The 16977-nt window shown below is 70.9% G+C and carries 16 protein-coding genes; 7 read left to right on the top strand and 9 right to left on the bottom strand.

The features are described from left to right. Window positions 1-11 precede the first annotated feature (11 nt). Both RM788_RS09480 and RM788_RS09475 read left to right on the top strand, forming a co-directional pair. On the top strand, window positions 12-1556 hold the full coding sequence (locus RM788_RS09480) for a DHA2 family efflux MFS transporter permease subunit (protein ID WP_315931195.1): 1545 nt from the start codon (window positions 12-14) through the stop codon (window positions 1554-1556). A 70-nt stretch (window positions 1557-1626) separates the two neighbouring features. Beyond that, a complete protein-coding gene (locus RM788_RS09475; protein ID WP_315931194.1) occupies window positions 1627-2832 on the top strand; it encodes a cytochrome P450 in 1206 nt (401 codons plus the stop codon). On the opposite strand, the gene RM788_RS09470 is transcribed toward RM788_RS09475, so the two are convergent. Together RM788_RS09470 and RM788_RS09465 are read right to left on the bottom strand one after the other, a co-directional pair. Further along, window positions 2812-3903: a threonine aldolase family protein gene (locus RM788_RS09470; RefSeq protein WP_315931193.1), complete on the bottom strand. Its 1092-nt coding sequence runs from the start codon at window positions 3901-3903 to the stop codon at window positions 2812-2814. The genes RM788_RS09475 and RM788_RS09470 overlap by 21 nt on opposite strands. Before the next feature lie 38 nt (window positions 3904-3941). After that, window positions 3942-4676 carry a hypothetical protein gene (locus RM788_RS09465; protein ID WP_315931192.1) on the bottom strand — a complete coding sequence of 245 codons (735 nt, stop codon included), beginning with the start codon at window positions 4674-4676 and terminating at the stop codon, window positions 3942-3944. Window positions 4677-5048: 372 nt separating this feature from the next. On the opposite strand from RM788_RS09465, the gene RM788_RS09460 reads away from it, so the two are divergent. After that, on the top strand, window positions 5049-6191 hold the full coding sequence (locus RM788_RS09460; RefSeq protein ID WP_315931191.1) for an alanine--tRNA ligase-related protein: 1143 nt from the start codon (window positions 5049-5051) through the stop codon (window positions 6189-6191). 60 nt (window positions 6192-6251) lie between these two features. Then, window positions 6252-7301 carry a zinc-binding dehydrogenase gene (locus RM788_RS09455; protein ID WP_315931190.1) on the top strand — a complete coding sequence of 350 codons (1050 nt, stop codon included), beginning with the start codon at window positions 6252-6254 and terminating at the stop codon, window positions 7299-7301. 106 nt (window positions 7302-7407) lie between these two features. Here the strand turns inward: RM788_RS09455 and RM788_RS09450 are convergent, their stop codons facing one another. Further along, on the bottom strand, window positions 7408-8205 hold the full coding sequence (locus RM788_RS09450) for an SAM-dependent methyltransferase (protein WP_315931189.1): 798 nt from the start codon (window positions 8203-8205) through the stop codon (window positions 7408-7410). A gap of 876 nt (window positions 8206-9081) precedes the next feature. Then, complete coding sequence (locus tag RM788_RS09445) at window positions 9082-9549, bottom strand: DUF2000 domain-containing protein (RefSeq protein WP_315931188.1); 468 nt, start codon at window positions 9547-9549, stop codon at window positions 9082-9084. A 126-nt stretch (window positions 9550-9675) separates the two neighbouring features. Between RM788_RS09445 and RM788_RS09440 the strand changes: the two genes are divergently transcribed. From RM788_RS09440 to RM788_RS52930, 3 genes are all read left to right on the top strand, one after another. Beyond that, complete coding sequence (locus tag RM788_RS09440) at window positions 9676-10158, top strand: Lrp/AsnC family transcriptional regulator (protein WP_315931187.1); 483 nt, start codon at window positions 9676-9678, stop codon at window positions 10156-10158. Window positions 10159-10300: 142 nt separating this feature from the next. Continuing rightward, on the top strand, window positions 10301-11179 hold the full coding sequence (locus RM788_RS09435) for a hypothetical protein (protein ID WP_315931186.1): 879 nt from the start codon (window positions 10301-10303) through the stop codon (window positions 11177-11179). Between the two features lie 352 nt (window positions 11180-11531). Beyond that, window positions 11532-12026: a pentapeptide repeat-containing protein gene (locus RM788_RS52930; RefSeq protein WP_399344943.1), complete on the top strand. Its 495-nt coding sequence runs from the start codon at window positions 11532-11534 to the stop codon at window positions 12024-12026. A 13-nt stretch (window positions 12027-12039) separates the two neighbouring features. Here RM788_RS52930 and RM788_RS09425 read toward each other — a convergent pair whose 3' ends face one another. From RM788_RS09425 to RM788_RS09405, 5 genes are read right to left on the bottom strand one after another with little or no spacing between them, the layout of a single operon-like run. Continuing rightward, window positions 12040-12720, bottom strand: a complete 681-nt coding sequence (locus RM788_RS09425) for a hypothetical protein (RefSeq protein ID WP_315931185.1) — start codon at window positions 12718-12720, stop codon at window positions 12040-12042. A 60-nt stretch (window positions 12721-12780) separates the two neighbouring features. Beyond that, window positions 12781-13518: a type 1 glutamine amidotransferase domain-containing protein gene (locus RM788_RS09420; RefSeq protein ID WP_315931184.1), complete on the bottom strand. Its 738-nt coding sequence runs from the start codon at window positions 13516-13518 to the stop codon at window positions 12781-12783. A 59-nt stretch (window positions 13519-13577) separates the two neighbouring features. Beyond that, window positions 13578-14246, bottom strand: a complete 669-nt coding sequence (locus tag RM788_RS09415) for a GNAT family N-acetyltransferase (protein ID WP_315931183.1) — start codon at window positions 14244-14246, stop codon at window positions 13578-13580. After that, the gene (locus RM788_RS09410) at window positions 14243-15589 is read right to left on the bottom strand and encodes an NtaA/DmoA family FMN-dependent monooxygenase (protein WP_315931182.1); all 1347 of its coding nucleotides are present in this window, start codon (window positions 15587-15589) and stop codon (window positions 14243-14245) included. Before RM788_RS09410 ends, RM788_RS09415 begins: the two co-directional genes overlap by 4 nt. A 7-nt stretch (window positions 15590-15596) precedes the next feature. Next, a complete protein-coding gene (locus RM788_RS09405) occupies window positions 15597-16760 on the bottom strand; it encodes an LLM class flavin-dependent oxidoreductase (protein ID WP_315931181.1) in 1164 nt (387 codons plus the stop codon). Window positions 16761-16977: the final 217 nt, after the last annotated feature.

Raw genomic sequence — 16977 nt, 5'->3', positions numbered from 1 at the left:
GAGAAACGTCCATGACCGCGCTGTCCAGCGGCACCACCGGCAAGACCGGGGTCCGCGCGCTCGTCGGCCTCATCCTCGCGGTGTCGATGACCACCATCGACCAGACGATCGTGGCGCTGTCCGCGCCGACGATCCAAGGCCAGTTGGGCCTGTCGAATGGCGGCATCCAGTGGGCCGTCAACGTCTACCTGCTGGCCACCGCCGCGTCCTTCCTGCTCGGCGGCCGCCTCGCCGACGTTTTCGGGCACAAGCGGATGGTGCTGGTCGGCATCGCCGCGTTCGGCGTCACGTCGCTGCTGTGCGGCCTGGCCCCGGCGGGCGGTTACGCCGAGGCGTGGCTGGTCGCGGCGCGGGCGTTGCAGGGCATCAGCGGCGCGATCATGTTCCCGGCGGCCATCGGCATCGTCGTCCAGTCCTTCTCCCGCGAGGGCCGGGGCAAGGCGATGGCGCTGTTCTTCGCGGTCACCGGGGCGATGACGGCCATCGGGCCGATCGCGGGCGGCTACCTCACCGCGTGGACGTGGCGCTCGATCTTCTGGGTCAACGTGCCGATCGCGCTCGCCGCGCTGGTCGTCGTCGCGCTGTCGGCCGCCCCCTCACCCCGTCGGGCCGAGCGGATCGACTGGATCGGCGCCGGGCTGGTCGCGCTGGGCATGGGCCTGGTCGTGTTCGGGCTGCAGCAGGCGAGCGGCTGGGGCTGGACCAGCGCGGGCGTGCTGACGGCTCTCGCGGGCGGTGCCGCGTTCCTGGTCGCGTTCGTGGTCCACGAGCGCCGCACCCACGAGCCGCTGGTGAACCTGCGGGCGTTCCGCGACCGGGGCTTCACCCTCGCCACGCTGGGCAGCCTGTTCGCGTCGGTCGCGTTCGTGCCGGTGTTCTTCTTCCTCAGCGTGTACGGCCAGGTGTCGCTCGGCCTGTCCGCGACGACGACCGGACTGCTGTTCCTCAAGCTGTTCCTCGGTTTCGTGATCGCCTCCCGCTTCGGCTCGTCCATGTTCGACCGCGTCGGCGCGCGCCCGGTGCTCGCGATCGGCGGGGTGCTCGGCGCCGTCGGGTTCGGCTGGCTCGCCACGACCGTGACCGACCTCGACTTCGACGCGGAGGCCTTCTTCAACCAGCAGACCTGGCCGATCGCGGTCGCGGGCGCGGGCATCGGGTTCATGCTCAGCGCGGTCAGCACCGACGCGGTGAACCGGGCCATCGGCGCGTCCTACGGCGAGGTCACCGCGCTGTCCCAGTCCATGCGCAACTTCGGCGGCGCGTTCGGCCTCGCCGTGCTGACCACGCTCGTGACCGGCAGGCTGACCACCGGACTGACCACGTCGTTCGAGGCCATGGGCGGCACCGCGGAGGACGCCCGCAAGGCCGTCGACCTGGTCACCGGGGCTGGTGGCGACACCGGCGCGCCCGCGGCCGCGCGCGACCAGATCATGCTCGCCGTCCGCACCGACTACGCGAGCGCCGTGCAGTGGGCGTTCGGCGGAATGGCCATCGCGATGGCGGTACTCCTCGTCCTCGCCGCGTTCTACCCTCGCGACCGTCGCCAGACCGCCTGACCTCGGACACACCGCAATCCGCGGGTGCCACGACCCAGGGGGAACACCCGGACGACGGTGGAGGAACAGCATGACGAGCGCGGCGAAGTCGAGCCTCTTACCCGAAGTCTTCTCCATGGAGTACTACGCGGATCCCTTCCCCACGCTGGCGTGGCTGCGGGAGCACGACCCGGTGGCCGAGGTGGCGCTGCCGTTCGCGGACCTCGACCTGTGGCTGGTCACCCGGCACGACGACGTCCGGGCGCTGTCCACGGATCCGCGGCTCAGCGCCGACACACGCTCGGCGAGCGAGCGGTTCCTGGCCTCCGGGCTGGCGATGGGGGTCGGCACGGGCTGGGAGAAGGCGTTCGTGCTGGACCCGCCGGACCACACCAGGCAGCGGCGAGTGGTCGGCGGGACGCTCACGCCGCGGGTGATCGCCGGATGGGAGTCGGTCATCGCGGACACGGCGGCGACGCTGCTGGACGCGATGGCGCAGGAGGCGGAGCCGGACCTGCTGCGGTCGTTCGGCTACCCGCTCGCGATCACCACCATCGGCACGGTGCTGGGCGCGCCGCAGTCCGACCACGCCAAGCTGCGGGCCTGGTCGGACGCGGCGACCAGCCCGGACCGGGTGGCCTCCGGCGCCGCGCTGCTGGCCACGCTCGACTACGTCCGCGAGCAGATCGGGGTCAAGCGGGGGCAGCAGGGCGACGACCTGCTGTCGTTGCTGCTCAGGGCCTCCGAGGGGGAGGACACGCTGGACGAGGACGAGGTGTGCGCCATCGCCGCGAACCTGCTCGGCGCGGCCTACGACACGACCGCCAACTTCTTCGCCAACGCGGTCGTCGCCCTGCTCGACCACCCCGACCAGCTGGCCTCGACCATCCCGGACATCTCCGACCGGGCCGTCGAGGAGCTGCTGCGCCACTCCGGCCCGGTGGTGCTGTCGCCGGTGTTCCGGTTCGCGTTCGAGCCGATCGAGCTGCGCGGCGCCACGATCCCGAAGGGCGCCACCGTCGGGTTCATGGTCGGCGCGGCCAACCGCGACCCGGCCGTCTACGACGACCCGGACAGCGTGCGGATCACCCGGACCGGCTCACCGCACGTCTCGTTCGGCCACGGCGCGCACCACTGCGTCGGTGCGTCGCTCGCCAGGCTGGAGGCCAGGATCGGCCTGACCGCGCTGTTCACCCGTTTCCCGGACCTCGGCTTCGGCGTCGAGAGGTCGCGGCTCGCGCACCGGATCTCGCCGTTCATGTACGGCTTCGACCGGCTACCGGTCACCCTCGGCTGAGTCCAGCAGGTCGGCGAACAGTCGCGCGGCCTCGTCGTCGGGGACCGCCGCGGTCGCCTCGCCGACCTCCACCTCCACGGCGGTGAGCCCCGGCACGTCGGTGCGGGCGCCGCCGTTGAACAGCCACGTGCCGGTGCGCTCGGCCAGCCGCAGGTGCGCGTCGCGCAGCGCCTCGGGGGAGCCCGGCAGGAACACGCGGAACCCGTTCGTCTGCGGTGCGGTCACCCCGGTCCCGCGCACCTGGCCGATGGCGTGGGCGAGGGTGGCGGCGCGGCTGTTGTAGGCGGCCATCCTGGGCAGGTACTTGTTCAGGCCGTCGATCGCGGACAGCGCGTACGGGTAGCTCGCGTACACGTTGGCCCCGTGCCGGGTCAGCCACGGCGTGGCCCGCGACAGGAAGTCGTCCGAGCCGACGAGCGCGCAGCCCGCGAGCCCGTTCAGTCCTTTGTGGAACGACACGTACACCGAGTCGGCCAGGTCGGCGATCTCGTCGAGCGGCCGGTCGTAGTACGGCGCGGACTCCCACAGCCGCGCGCCGTCGAAGTGCAGCGGCACACCGCGTTCGCGGCACCAGCGCGAGACGGCGACCAGGTCGTCCCACTCCGGCAGGGCGAACCCGGCGTTGCGCAGCGGCAGTTCGACCGCGACGACCCCGAGCGGCTCGCCGACCGCCTCCAGTTCGGCCACGCCGAACCCGCGCCCGCCGTCCAGCCGCACCGCGCGCAACGGGTGCAGGCGTTCGAAGGCGCCCAGCTCGTCGGAGTCGATGTGGCTCAACGGGTGCAGCGCCACGGTGTGGATCCGGCTCGCGTCCGACCAGGTGCGCAGCGCGGCCTGCTGGGCGATCACGCCCTTGAACACGAACCGCGCCGCTGGCTTGCCGAGCAGCTCGGCGACCCGCCGTTCCAGCGCGGTCACCGGGTCGCCCGCGCCGTAGACGTCGGGATACCCCTCGGACTCGGGCATGGCCACCAGCCCGGCCAGCCGCTCCCGCATGGTCGACTCACCGTGACCGGACAGCCACCGGGTACAGCCGCGTTTGACCTGCAGGCGCTTCTCCGCGTCGGACATCGCCCCACCGTGCCACACGCGTGCCGCTCGGGTCGCCTCTATTTCGAGCAGGACACCCAGCGCGCGCTGCTCGGCTCCTCGACGCAGAACGGGCGGGCGGCACTCGTCGCGGTGGTGCGCAACGGCTTGCCGTCGTCGTCGACCACGAGTTCACCGCTGCCGATACCGGAGGTCCACGGGATCCGCAGCCGCCACTCGACGTCGTCGGTGGTCGACACCGGCCGGATGACGACGTGGCCGGACTCGGTCCCGCTGACCCGGTGCGGGAACTTCGCGGGCTCCCCGTCCGGTCCCAGGACGCTGGTCGGGCGGTCCAGGTCCAGGGTGAGCACGTCGTGCGGCACCGCGCCGCCGCACGGCGAGGGCAGGAACACCCCCGGCAGCGCGGGGCGGCGGCTGACCACCTCGACGACCGGAGGCTCCAGCACGACCGCGTCCCCGGTCAGGCCCCGCACCGTGATCGTCACCGCCCCGCCGCTGCCCAGCACCGCTTCCGCAGGCCTGCCCGCCATCGGAATCGGCGCGTCGCCCGAGTCCGGCACGACCCAGCCGGACTCGCAGTGGCCCTTCACCCCGACACTGGTCACGGCGGCGACCCGGCCCCGCGGGGCCAGCACCGACGCCCACACGTAGACGCTCGCCAGCAGCAGGACCAGGATCACGCCGCCGACCGCGAACGTGTCGGGCCGCTGCCGGGCGCGGACGTGCGCCCCGGTCCGCGCCGTGGTCCCCGCGCGTCCGCTGCCCGTCACGTCGTTCGTCCCGGTCGGCATGACCATGACATCGGGCCGGGTGCCTTCGGCGTAACGCGGACGCGTCCGAACAGTTTCCCGAGCGTTGCCGGGGAGATCTCGTCGCGGACGGTCTGACCTCGGGCGGAACCCGCCCGTTCGCCCGGTTGGCGGCCGCGCGGCTTCACCCGGAAGGCCCATCGGTTCCACTGTGGACGGCCAAACCGCTTGCGCGGCGACGTACGGTCGAGGCATGACGGTCGATCCGCAGCACTTCGCCGCGGCCGCGCGAGCTCCCCGCTCGTCGGTCGCCGCCGCTGCCTGACCTCGTTCGATCCCCACCGGCGACCGGAAACGGTCCGTTCGGTTCGCCGTGGCCCTTTCCGGTCCGTCCCCACCCGGAAGGACCCCGCCATGGACACCCAGGACGTCATCAACACGTTCGTCGACTTCTTCACCTCCCGCGGCCACCGCCGGATCACCGGCAGCTCGCTGCTGCCGCCACCGGGTGATCCGGTGCTGTTCACGACCTCGGGCATGCACCCGCTGACCCCGTTCCTGGAAGGCCGCCCGCACCCGCTGGGCGGACGGCTGGTCAACGTGCAGCGCTGCCTGCGCACCACCGACCTCGACGAGGTCGGCGACCCCTCGCACCTGACCGTGTTCGAGATGCTCGGCTCGTGGTCGCTGCGCTCCTACGACGGGCCGCAGAGCCTGCGCTGGGGGTACGAGCTGCTGCGCGACGGGTTCGGCGTCGACCCCGGACTGCTGCACGTCACCGTCTTCGGCGGCGACGACCAGGTCGGGCCGGACGTCGGCTCACTGGAGACGTGGCGCTCGCTCGACGTCCCAGTGGAGCTGACCGGGACGGAGAACTGGTGGTCCAACGGGCCCACGGGACCGTGCGGGCCGGACAGCGAGATGTTCGTGTGGACCGGCGACGGCCCGCCGACCGGCACTCCCACCACCGACGGCCAGTGGATGGAGGTGTGGAACCACGTCATGATGCGGTACCGGCGACACGGGGACGGCAGTCTCACCCCGCTGTCGGAGTCCACAGTGGACACCGGGATGGGGTTGGAACGGCTGCTGATGCTCCTCCAGGGCAAGCGCTCGGTGTTCGAGACGGACCTGCTGTCGCCTTGGGTCGACGGGCTGCCGTGGGACGTGTCGGAGCCGCGGCTGGTCGTCGACCACCTGCGGTCGAGCGTCGTCGTGATCGGCGACGGCGTCACCCCGTCCAACACCGGCCGCGGGTACGTGCTGCGCAGGCTGCTGAGGCGGACGTTGACGATGATCTGGCGCGAGGACGACTCGCGCACCCTGTCCGACGTCCCGGAGTCGTTGGTGCGGAGCACGTCGACGCACTTCGACCAGGGGGGCGACCGGGTGTTCGACGTGCTGGGGGAGGAGGAACGCCGCTTCCGGTCGCTGGTCACCCGAGGCCGGGACCTGGTGTCCCGCTACCCCGACCCGCTGACCGAGCGGGATTTCCGCTACCTGCACGAAACCCACGGCCTCCCGCGTGACCTGGTGGTGCTGCTGCGCGATTTGTAGGGGCCCCAGAAGACCGTCGAGCGCGGGGTGGTCCGGTGGTCGGGCGCCCATACTCGGGCGGTGGAGGACGTGATGCTCGCCGGAAGGCTCGACCTCGCGACGCTGGAGTTCGCCGTGGAGGAGGTTCCCGTCCCCGTGCCGGGCCCCGGTGAGGTGCTGGTGGCCGTCAAGGCGGCAGGCGTCTGCCTGTCCGACCTGCACCTCATCGACGGCACGCTCCGCGTGTGGCGGAACGACCACCCCAAGCTCACCCTGGGCCACGAGGTCTCCGGCACCGTGGCGGTCATCGGCCCGGACGTGCCGTCGTCGGTCACGGTCGGCCGTCGGGTCATCCTCCAGGCGGGCCAGACCTGCGGCACGTGCGAACTGTGCGTGCGGCAACGCCCGTGCCTCAACGGCCGGACCAGGGGAGTGCACTACGACGGCGGCTGGGCCCAGTACGCGCTGGCCAGGCACGACACCCTCGTTCCGATCCCCGACCACCTGCCGTTCGACCAGGCCGCCATCATCCCCGACGCCGTCTCCACGCCCTACGCGGCGATCACGTCCACCGCCTCGGTGCGCCCCGCCCAGTCCGTCGGCGTCTGGGGCATCGGCGGCCTGGGCGCCCACGCCGTGCAACTCCTCAGGCTCATCGGCGCGGCTCCCATCATCGCCGTCGACCCGCTGCCCAACGCCCGCACCAGAGCCCTCGCCTTCGGCGCCGACCTCGCCCTCGACCCCGCCGCGGACGGTTTCGCTGACAGCGTCCTCACCGCCACCGCGGGCCGCGGCCTCGACCACGCCTTCGACTTCGCGGGCGCCCCGGCGGTGCGCGACCAGGCCGCGGCAGTCCTGGGCCTGGCAGGCGCCCTGATCCTGGTCGGCCTGTCCGACGGCCCGCTCGCCCTCACCGACGGCATCGGCTTCAGCGTCCGCAACCAACGCCTGCTGGGCCACTTCGGCTCCACCTGGGAAGACGTCGAGGCACTGGTCGCCCTCACGGCTCATCGCCGCCTGGACTTCGCCGACTCCATCAGCGCCCACATCCCACTCGCCGACGCGACCGACGCCATCCGCATCCTCGCGGACCGCACCGACGACCCCGTCCGCCTGGTCCTCATCCCCTGACTGGGTCGGACAAGTGCTGGCCAGGACAAGTGCTGTGTCGGGCAGGTGCTGCGTCGGACGGATGCTGCACCGGCGGGAAATCGCGGTCGGTCGAACCCCGCGCCGGTCAGGCCTTGCGCGCCAAGCCCACGTAAACATCATCAGGACTCGTGTCGTAGTCCACCTCGGGCCGCCAGTTCGGGGCACTCACCACACCGGGCTCCAGCATTTCCAGCCCACCGAACATCCCCGAGAACTCCGCGTGCGACCGGAAGTACATCGGATCACGGCTGTTCTTCATGGCCTCCACGACAGCGGCCATCTCCGCCGGCTTGGCGTCCGCCGTCAAGTGCGACAACGCCACCAGACTCCCCGACGGCAACGCGTCGATGTACCGCGCCAACACCTCGTGCGGCTTCTTCTCGTCCGGCACGAAGTGCAGCACCGCCACCATCAACAACCCCACCGGCTTGTCGAAGTCCAGCATCTTCCGCACCGCGGGCGCCGACAACACCCGCTCCGGCCTGGTGGCGTCCGCCGCCACCACGGTCGCGTTGTCATTGCCCTGCAACAGGAGTTCGCTGTGCGTCACCGCGACCTCGTCGTAGTCCACGTACACCACACGCGCGGTCGGATCCGCCTGCTGCGCGATCTCGTGCACGTTGCCCACCGTCGGAATCCCCGACCCCAGATCCAGGAACTGCGTGATGCCCTGATCGATCATGAACAACACCGCACGTCGCAGGAACGCCCGATTCGACCCCGCGATCTGCCCACCGTTGGGCAGCGCCAGCAACACCTTTTCCCCGACAACCCGATCGACCGCGAAGTTGTGCCCGCCCCCCAACAGGTAGTCGTAGACCCTGGCGGCACTGGGTAACTCGGTGTTGATCGAGTCCGGCACCCACGCTGGCCGATCCGTCATCGCGCACCTCGCACTAGTCGGGGCCCAGCAGCCTAGCGGCCCCGAATCCAGCCCCGGAGACCACTTGGAGCAACCGCGCCAACACACCCCACCACCAGCCGTGATCCCCACCACTCCCGCCGCAGGACGGCCCGCCACAACCCACCGCGCCACCTGCGGCGACCTCCATGGCAACCTCCACGGCCACCTGCCAAGAACATCGATCCCCACGACATTCCGTTATCAACCCCGGCCAAACCTCCACGGGAAAGCGCTATCACCAGCCCCGCCCCGACGCCCCGCCCGATGCCTCACCGCGATGCCCCGCCGCCGCTCCCACCGGCTGAACAGCCAACAGTCGCCCGACCATCAACCACCAACCCCCGCACGTCAGGCCATCAACCACCATCGGGCCTCGTCCTCCGAAACCTCGCCACCCTTGACCTCGCAGCCCTTGACCTCGCCACCTGAACCCAGACGATTGAGTCCCGACCGCCGAACCCCCGCAAGCCAGACCTCCACAAGTCAAACCGTCGCCAGTTGCTCTACCGCTTGCCGCCCGCTGTCTGCGGCCCCTCGTCGACCGAAGCCCGACCTGCGGACTGCCAGCCAGACTGCTCTCCAGGCCGCCACTCCAGCCCACCACCCGACCACGCCTGCCAGCGCTGCCCTTCGCCCGCTCTCCGCCCAGCTTTTCGTTCCCGCCCTCCAGCCCCGCCTCGCCCTTCTCCCTGGTTCTCCGGTCCTGCCTTCCGTTCAACTCTCCGGCCCTACTCGGCCCAACCCACCAACCCACCGGCCCACCAACCCACCGGCCCACCAACCCACCGGCACTCCGGCACTCCGGCCGCGACCGGCGGCGGGCGACCATGTGCCGTTAGCCCGCCCGGTCGTGCGTCAGCGCAACAACGGCAACCCACCGACCAGCTTGTCGACCTTGTTGCGCGGCCCCACGACACTCACCGCGTAGTAGGTGAGGTCGGCGGCCTCGGTCCCCGCGACCGCGGCGAGGTACTCGTCGTACACCCGACTGGTCTGCGCCTGTTCCGGCATGTCCACGACCAGCAGCCCGTCCTTCGCCGCCGCCTTGGCCCGGATCTCCCGCACCTTGTCGACGTCCCCGGCCAGGATCGAGCACCCGGTCCACGGCAGACCGGGGTGGTGACTGCCCGACGCGTCGGTCGTGCCAGGCCCGAGCAAGGTCGGGATGGCGTTGCCGACGGCCGCCGCCATGCACACGGCGGCGTTCGCGATCAGCCCGGCGCCCAGCGCGGTGTCGACCACCATGACCCACTTGAGCTTGGCGTGCCGGGTCGGCAGGTCGGTGCGGATCTCGTCGGGTGCCAAACTGAGCGCAACGGACACTGGAACTCCTCATTCATTCGATGACGTGCGGCTATTTCCGCAGAAGCGGTGCCGATGCGGCCGATGTTAGGCTCAACATCCCGCTGTTTCCATCTGCATCGAACTTAATTCGGCAAGGAGGTCGTCATGGCCGAGTTGGACGAACTAGATCAGGCGCTACTGCGCGAATTGCAGCGCGACGCACGGCGCACCAACCGCGAACTCGCCGCCGCCACCGGGGTCTCGCCGTCCACCTCGCTGGAACGGGTCCGCTCACTCCGCGAACGCGGAGTCATCCGCGGCTTCCTGGTCGACCTCGACCTGGAGGAGGTCGGCCGCCCCGTCCAGGCGTTGATCGCCGTCCGCATCCGCCCACCGTCCCGCGCGAACATCGAAGCCTTCCGCGAATGGGCCTCCCGTCTCCCCGAGACTGTCGGGGTGTTCGTCGTGTCCGGCGGCGAGGACTTCCTCATCCACGTCGCGGTACCGGACAACAAGTTCCTCTACGCCTTCGTCATCGACCGCCTCACCCAGCGACCGGAGGTCGCGGACGTCCGCACCAGCGTCGTGTACGAACACATCCGCAGCCCGGTCATCGAACCCGCCAACCCGGCCCGCCACCGCAGGTGACGAAGCGACCCCGGTCGCACAGACTTGCCTAATAGGTAAGTTGATCGCACTCCGCAATCCTGCGCGTCGATCACGGTCCCGGTGAGGCAGCATGGCGTCCGGATCGGACGGTGTCCGGACCAGACGATCGGGGGGATCGTTCATGGCCGGCGGCTTCTACACCGACAAACAAGGACGCGTGAGACCGATTAGCGGCAAGAGCGGAACCGTGGTGACCGCCGGTGTCCTGGCCATCGGCCTGTTCGCCGTCGGTGGTGGCGGTGGCCTGCTGTCGGCGGAAGGCATCGGTGCCACCGGTTCCGGCGTCAGCGCCCGCAAGTCCGAGGGCCAGAAAGCCGCTCGCAAGGGCGACCCCGACGAAGCCTGGCGTCGGATGGGCATGCGCAAGCTCAAGCAGACCCTCCGCCAGGACGCCGAATGCCTGACCACATCACACGGGGAGGTCCAGGAGTTCTTCCTCCACACCCCGTGCACGTCCTTGGACCGCATTCTGCTGACCGTCGGCGACGAGGCGGGCAACAGCGCCGTCATCTCCGTGGCCTGGGTCGCCTTCCGCACCACCTCCGACAGACGGGACTTCAAGACCCTGATCGACCGCCCCGGCAGCGGCGACGTCTACCCGCTCGGCAACGCCCTGCTGGGTTTGGCCGACATCCACTTCAGCGGCCTCAACTACGGCACGGACACCAAAGGCACCTCCCTCACCGTCGCCGAGGCCGAGACGGCCACCGGCTTCGTGGACCACGACACCCTCGACGCGCTCGCCGAAGTCGCGGCGTACCTACCCGGCTCTGATCCGCGCGCCGAGACCGTGATGATCGGCTCACCTCCCCGAAAGCATTCCGGTCGGACCCGGAGCGGGAGGATGATCCGCATCCGTGACGCGTCGAACGGTGTTGCTCGCGGTGGTGGGCGTTCTCGGTTTGCTGGCCATCGTGGTCGGTTCCCTGACCGTGCTCCCTTCGTTGTTGTACCCGGCACTGCCGGCGGCGGACCTGCAAGCGGTGTCCGACGCGGGTGAACGCATCCAACTCCAGCAGGCACAAGGCCAATTGCAGAACAGCGTCCGTTCCGCGCTGCTGCAGTTGACCGCGGGTCTACTGGTCATCGGAGGCGCGACGGCGACCTGGCGACAGGTCCAGGTCAACCGCGAAGGCCAGATCACCGAGCGCTTCACCCGCGCGGTGGAGCAACTGGGCAGCGACAACGTCGACGTCCGCATCGGCGGCGTCTACGCGCTGGAACGCGTCGCCCGCAACTCCTCGGCCGACCGCGACTCGGTCCAGTTCATCCTCGCCGCGTTCGTCCGCAACCACTGCCGGTGGACCGTGGGCGGTCCGGATGGCCCGGAACACCCAACCCCAGCTGTCGACATGCACCTCCCCTGGTTGCAGATCCGCACCCCGGACATCCAGGCCGCGATGGGCATCCTCGGCGGCCGCCCGCGGACACCGGGAGCACCCCGCCTCTACCTCTCCCGCGTCGACCTGCGGAGCGTCCAGATCCACAGCGGTCGACTGGTGGACACCCAGCTCCGCCACGCCAACCTGGCCCGCGCCTGGCTGCCCGAAACACGGCTGGACCGCAGCGACCTGAAGTCGACCGACCTGCGGCTGGCCAACCTCGAAGCCGCGGTGCTGACCGGCGCCAACCTCACCTCCGCCTACCTCGGCGATGCCCTCCTCCGCAACGCGGACCTGCGCGACACCGACCTCAGCCACGCCGACTTCACCGGAGCCGACCTGCGTGGTGCCGACCTCAGCGGCGCCCGAGTCGAAGGCACCACGTTCGTCGGAGCGCTCGCCGACGACACCACCACTTGGCCAACCGATTTCGACACCGGCCGCCTCGCGCTCCCGGCTCCCTGACCACGCCGACCGGTCAGGGACTGGGAAACTGCGAGGCGACCTCGGCTAAAGCGTCGAGCAGTTCGTGGTCGAGGCTGCCGCGGGCCGTCTCGGTCTCGGCGATCGCGATGCTCTTCCCGTTCGACTCGGCGTCGTAGTTGAGCCCCGTGAAGTGGATGTCGGCCATCTCCAGCACGGCCGTGCCGAGCGGGTAGACGTCGCCGCTGCCCTGCCGGTCCATCACGGACCTGAACCGGGACACGTCGCCGCTGCTGCGGAAACCGACCCACACCACGGAGACGACCGCGCTGTTCCCCGCGCCGTCGTCGAGGGCCAGCACCATCCGGTCCAGCGACGTGCAGGGTGTCCGCAGGAAGAATTCCTGGACCTGGTCGTGCGACGCGGCAAGGCACTCCGCGTCCCGCTTGGACACCTTTTTGGCCTCGCGCATGCCCATCCGACGCCAAGCCGCTTCGGAATCGCCGTTCCGAGCGGACTTCTTCGCATCCGCCTTGCGCACGCTGACGCTCTCGCCCACGGATGTGCTGGACAGACCGCTGGTGCCGACCACTCCGCCCGTGGCGCCCAGAGCACCAAATGCCACCACGACGATGCCCACCAGGGCGAAGCCACCGCCGCCCTTGTCGGAACCGCCACCCGCTCCGCCGATCCTACGACCGAAGATTCCCATGCCGCTGATCTTGCGGACGGGCACCGACAAAAATGGTCGCTTTCCCGACCTGAAGGCCTTACCTTCACTCGATCGAGTGAAGACTTAGCCCAGGAGTTCGAGGAACCGCCTGCCGAACAGGTACGCGTCACCGGGCCAGCGCGCGGACACGTAGTTGCCGTCCCGCACGACGAACGCCGGCGCGTCATCGGTCGCGGTGCCTCGACGGGACAGCTCGGTCGGGCCGCGCTGGAACTGGCTCGGGTCGCGCAGGGCCGCGACCACCTCGTCCTGCACGTACGCGGGATAGGTGCGGTAGTAGCGGCCCCGACGCCACGCCGTGAGGAAGTACGCGCCGCGCTCCATGTACTTGGGCAGGCACGTGGTCCGCCGGTCCGCGAGCACCGACATGCCCGTCGCCGGGTCGAGCGTGCGAGCCAGGACCAGGACGCCGTGGCAGATCGCGCCGACCGGCCGGTCGAGCGCCCAGAACCGCGCCACCCGCTCCCGCAGGACCGGGCTGCCGAGGTACTGCCGCATTCCGGGCGCGTGCCCACCGGGCAGCACCAGACCGTCGTAGTCCTCGACGGTCAGATCCGCCCACGACAGCGGATTCCGGTAGGCCTCGTCGGCCAGCAGTTCACCGTAGAACCGCTTGGGTTCCGGATCGGCGCCCAACTGCCCGAACAGGACTCCGCTCAGCAGCAGGGGATCGGCCTCGGGACGACCACCGCTCTCGGTGGCGAACACGACCTCGTGGCCCGCGTCTCGCAGCATCCGCCACGGCACCGCCACCTCCGTCACGTCGAAGTCCCGGTCGGGCAACGGCACAAGAACACGCATGCCCGTTGCTTACCACGGTCCGACCCGCACCCGACGAGCGCCAGCCGGACCGGGTGGCCCTACCCCGGTATGCGCGCGACGCTGAAGTTGCGGGTCTGCACCAGTTCGAACCCCATCGCCGTGTACAGCCTGATGGCGGGCGTGTTGGTGGCCGTCGCGTGCAGGAACGGCCGCTCACCCCGTTCCACGATGCCGTGCGCCACCGCCCGGACCAGCGCGCCTGCCAGGCCGCGGCCGCGGAACGCCGGGTCGGTGCACACGGCGCTGATCTCCGTCCACCCCGGCGGCCGGAGGCGTTCGCCCGCCATCGCGACGAGCGCACCTTCCTCGAACACGCCGAGGTAGGTGCCCATCTCGATGGTGCGCGGCCGCAGCGGGCCGGGTTCGGTCCGGGCCACGAGGTCGAGCATGGCGGGCACGTCGGCGGGGCCGAGCACGCGGGCCGCGGGGAACGGCGCGGTCTCCAGCGACACCGCCACCATCTGCACCCCCGTGGCCGAGAACAGCCGTTCCCAGTCGGCGGGCGGGTCGGCGATCGACACCTCCTCGCCCGGCCCGGCGAGAGCGGCGAGGTCGGCCCACGCCTCGGCGTCACGGGGACCCGCCAGCGCCGTGAAGCCCGCGACCTCCGGCTGGTAGCGGAAGGCCCGCCCCTTGGACTCGGCGAGGTGGGCGTGCGTGGTGGTCAGCGACGCGAGCACCGGGTCGGCCGGTGGCCGCGGGGTCACGGGAGATCCGCCAGGCCGAGGTGGGAACGCAGGGTGGTGCCCTCGTACTCGGTGCGGAACACGCCCCGCTCCTGGAGCAGCGGCACCACGCGGTCTGCGAACTCGTCCAGGCCTCCTGGGGTGATGTGTGGGACGAGGATCGCGCCGTCGCTGGCGTCCTGCTGGACCGAGTGGTCGATCGCGTCCGCGACGGTCTCCGGCGACCCGATGTAGGTCTGCTTGCCGGACACGTGGATGACGAGGTCCCGGATGGACAGCCCCTTCGCCTCCGCGAGTTCGCGCCACTGCTTGGCGACGGCGAACGGGTCCCGGTGCTGCCGGACGCTAGCCCGGCCCTTCACCACGGTGTTCTCGCCCGCGACCGGGTCGACGTCGGGCAGCGGGCCGTCCGGGTCGTAGCCGGTCAGGTCGCGGTTCCACACCTCTTCGAGGTGCCGGATCGCCGTCGGGCCGCTGACCTGCTGCCTGCGCACCTCCGCCGCGATGTCCTGCGCCTCGGCGTCGGTGTCGCCCAGCACGAACGTCGAGGCGGGCAGCACCAGCAGCTGGTCGGGGGTGCGGCCGTACTTGGCGAGCCTGCCCTTGACGTCGGCGTAGAACGCCTTGCCCGCCTCCAGTTCGCTGTGCCTGCTGAAGATGGCGTCCGCGGTCGCCGCGGCGAACTCGCGGCCGCCGTCGGAGTCGCCCGCCTGGAAGATCACCGGACGGCCCTGCGGGCTGCGCGGCACCCCGAACCGGCCCGAGATGTCGAAGTGCGCGTCCTGGTGGGAGAAGGTCCCCTCGGTCGGGTCGTCCAGGAACCGCCCGGACTCCTTGTCCGCCACGATCGCGTCGCGCCGCCACGAGTCGAACAGCTCCCAGGCCGTGCGCATGAACCGGTCGGCCCGGTCGTAGCGCTGCTCGGCGGGCAGGAACCCGCCGCGCCGGAAGTTCTCGCCGGTGAACGCGTCCCACGACGTCACGACGTTCCACGCCGCGCGCCCGTCGGACAGGTGGTCCAGCGAAGCGAACTGCCGGGCCACCTCGTACGGCTCGTTGAACGTCGAGTTGATCGTGCCCGCCAGCCCGAGCCGGTCGGTCACCGCGGCGAGCGCGGCCAGCACCGTGAACGTGTCCGGCCTGCCCACCACGTCCAGGTCGTGGATCTGGCCGGCGTACTCGCGCAGCCGCAGCCCCTCGGCCAGGAACAGGAAGTCGAACTTGGCCCGCTCGGCGGTCCGCGCGAGGTGCTCGAACGAGCTGAAGTCGATGTGGCTGCCCGAGCGCGGGTCGCTCCACACCGTCGTGTTGTTCACGCCGGGGAAGTGCACGGCCAGGTGGACCTGCTTGCGGGGCTTGGTCATCTCGTCCTCACGCGGGGGCGTAGCGGTTGGCGGGGCGGGGCAGGCCGAGCAGTCCGCGCAGGGTGTCGGCCTCGTACTCGGTGCGGAACGCGCCGCGGCGCTGCAGTTCGGGCACCAGCGCGCGGGTGATCGCCTCCAGGTCGTGCGGCACGGCGCCGGGGCGCAGCCGGAACCCGCTCAGCCCGGCTTCCCGCCAGCCGAGCAGCAGGTCGGCCAGCTCTCCGGCGGTGCCGGTGAAGACGAGGGCGTCGGACCGGTACTCGGCGCCCGCCAACTCGTCCAGCCGCGCCTTGCGGGCCGCCGCCGCACCGGGCTGGTCGTCCAGGAACACCACCAGTTCACCGAAAACGTGGGGCACGCTGGGCACCTCGGTGAGGATGCGGTGCACGTCGGAGGTGTCGAACGGGGTGATGTGGACGACGTCCGCCGCGCGGACCGCCAACTGGAAGGCCGGGGTCACGTGCGCCAGCACGCTCACGATCGGCTGCCCCTGCGGCGGCCGCTGGGTGATCGACGGCCCTCGCACGGAGAACCAGCGGCCCTCGAAGTCGATCCGGTGCAGCTTCTCGCGGTCCACGAACCGCCCGGTGGCCGCGTCCCTGATCTCGGCGTCGTCCTCCCAGCTGTCCCACAGCCGCCGGACGACCTCGACGTAGTCGGCCGCCTCCTCGAACAGGCCGAGCAGCAGCGGGTCCTCCAGGTCGTCGAGCCGCTCGAGCACGGGGATGTCACGACGGCCGAAGTGCTTGGCGTCGACGGACCTCCCGGACACGACCGGCCGGAACCCCGCCCGCCCCTTGCTCGCGTGGTCCACCGTCGCGATGGCCTTGGACAGGTGGAACGGCTCGGTGTGCGTCACGATCGCCGACGGCACGAGTCCGATGTGCGACGTGCTGGGTGCGACACGGGCCGCGATCAGCACCGCGTCGAGCCGCCCGCGCACCTGGTCGACCCGGTCGTCGAACCCGTCCAGCCGGGTCGACTGCGGTCCCAGCGAGTCCTCGATGGTCACGAAGTCCAGCAGCCCGCGTTCCGCTTCCCGCACCAGATCGGTCCAGTACCGCCCGGAGAACAGCTCGCGCGGCCTCGCGTCGGCCTCGCGCCACGCTGCGGGGTGCCAGCCCGCGCCGTCGAGCGCGACCGCGAGGTGCAGTGGTGACGTGCCAGGCATGCCGTCCTCTTCTCACCGGTACTCCCTGTCCTCAACAGGGTTACCGGGTGGGAGGCGGTCGCGCCTCAACGTCCGCGATGCGGGACGGCGGGCGCGGGGACCTGGTCCGGTCGGGGAATTCGTGCTAACGCCCAGGCCATGATCCTCGAGGCGCGGCCGGGCCTCGGAGGCGTGCGCGCCGTAAATGGTGCTGGTGGTGGCCATGCGCTGATCTACG

Origin of the sequence: Umezawaea sp. Da 62-37 (assembly GCF_032460545.1) — a bacterium.
In the GTDB taxonomy this organism is placed as follows: domain Bacteria; phylum Actinomycetota; class Actinomycetes; order Mycobacteriales; family Pseudonocardiaceae; genus Umezawaea.
Note: the sequence above shows the minus strand (reverse complement) of the source record. Positions and strands in the feature narration are given on the sequence as shown.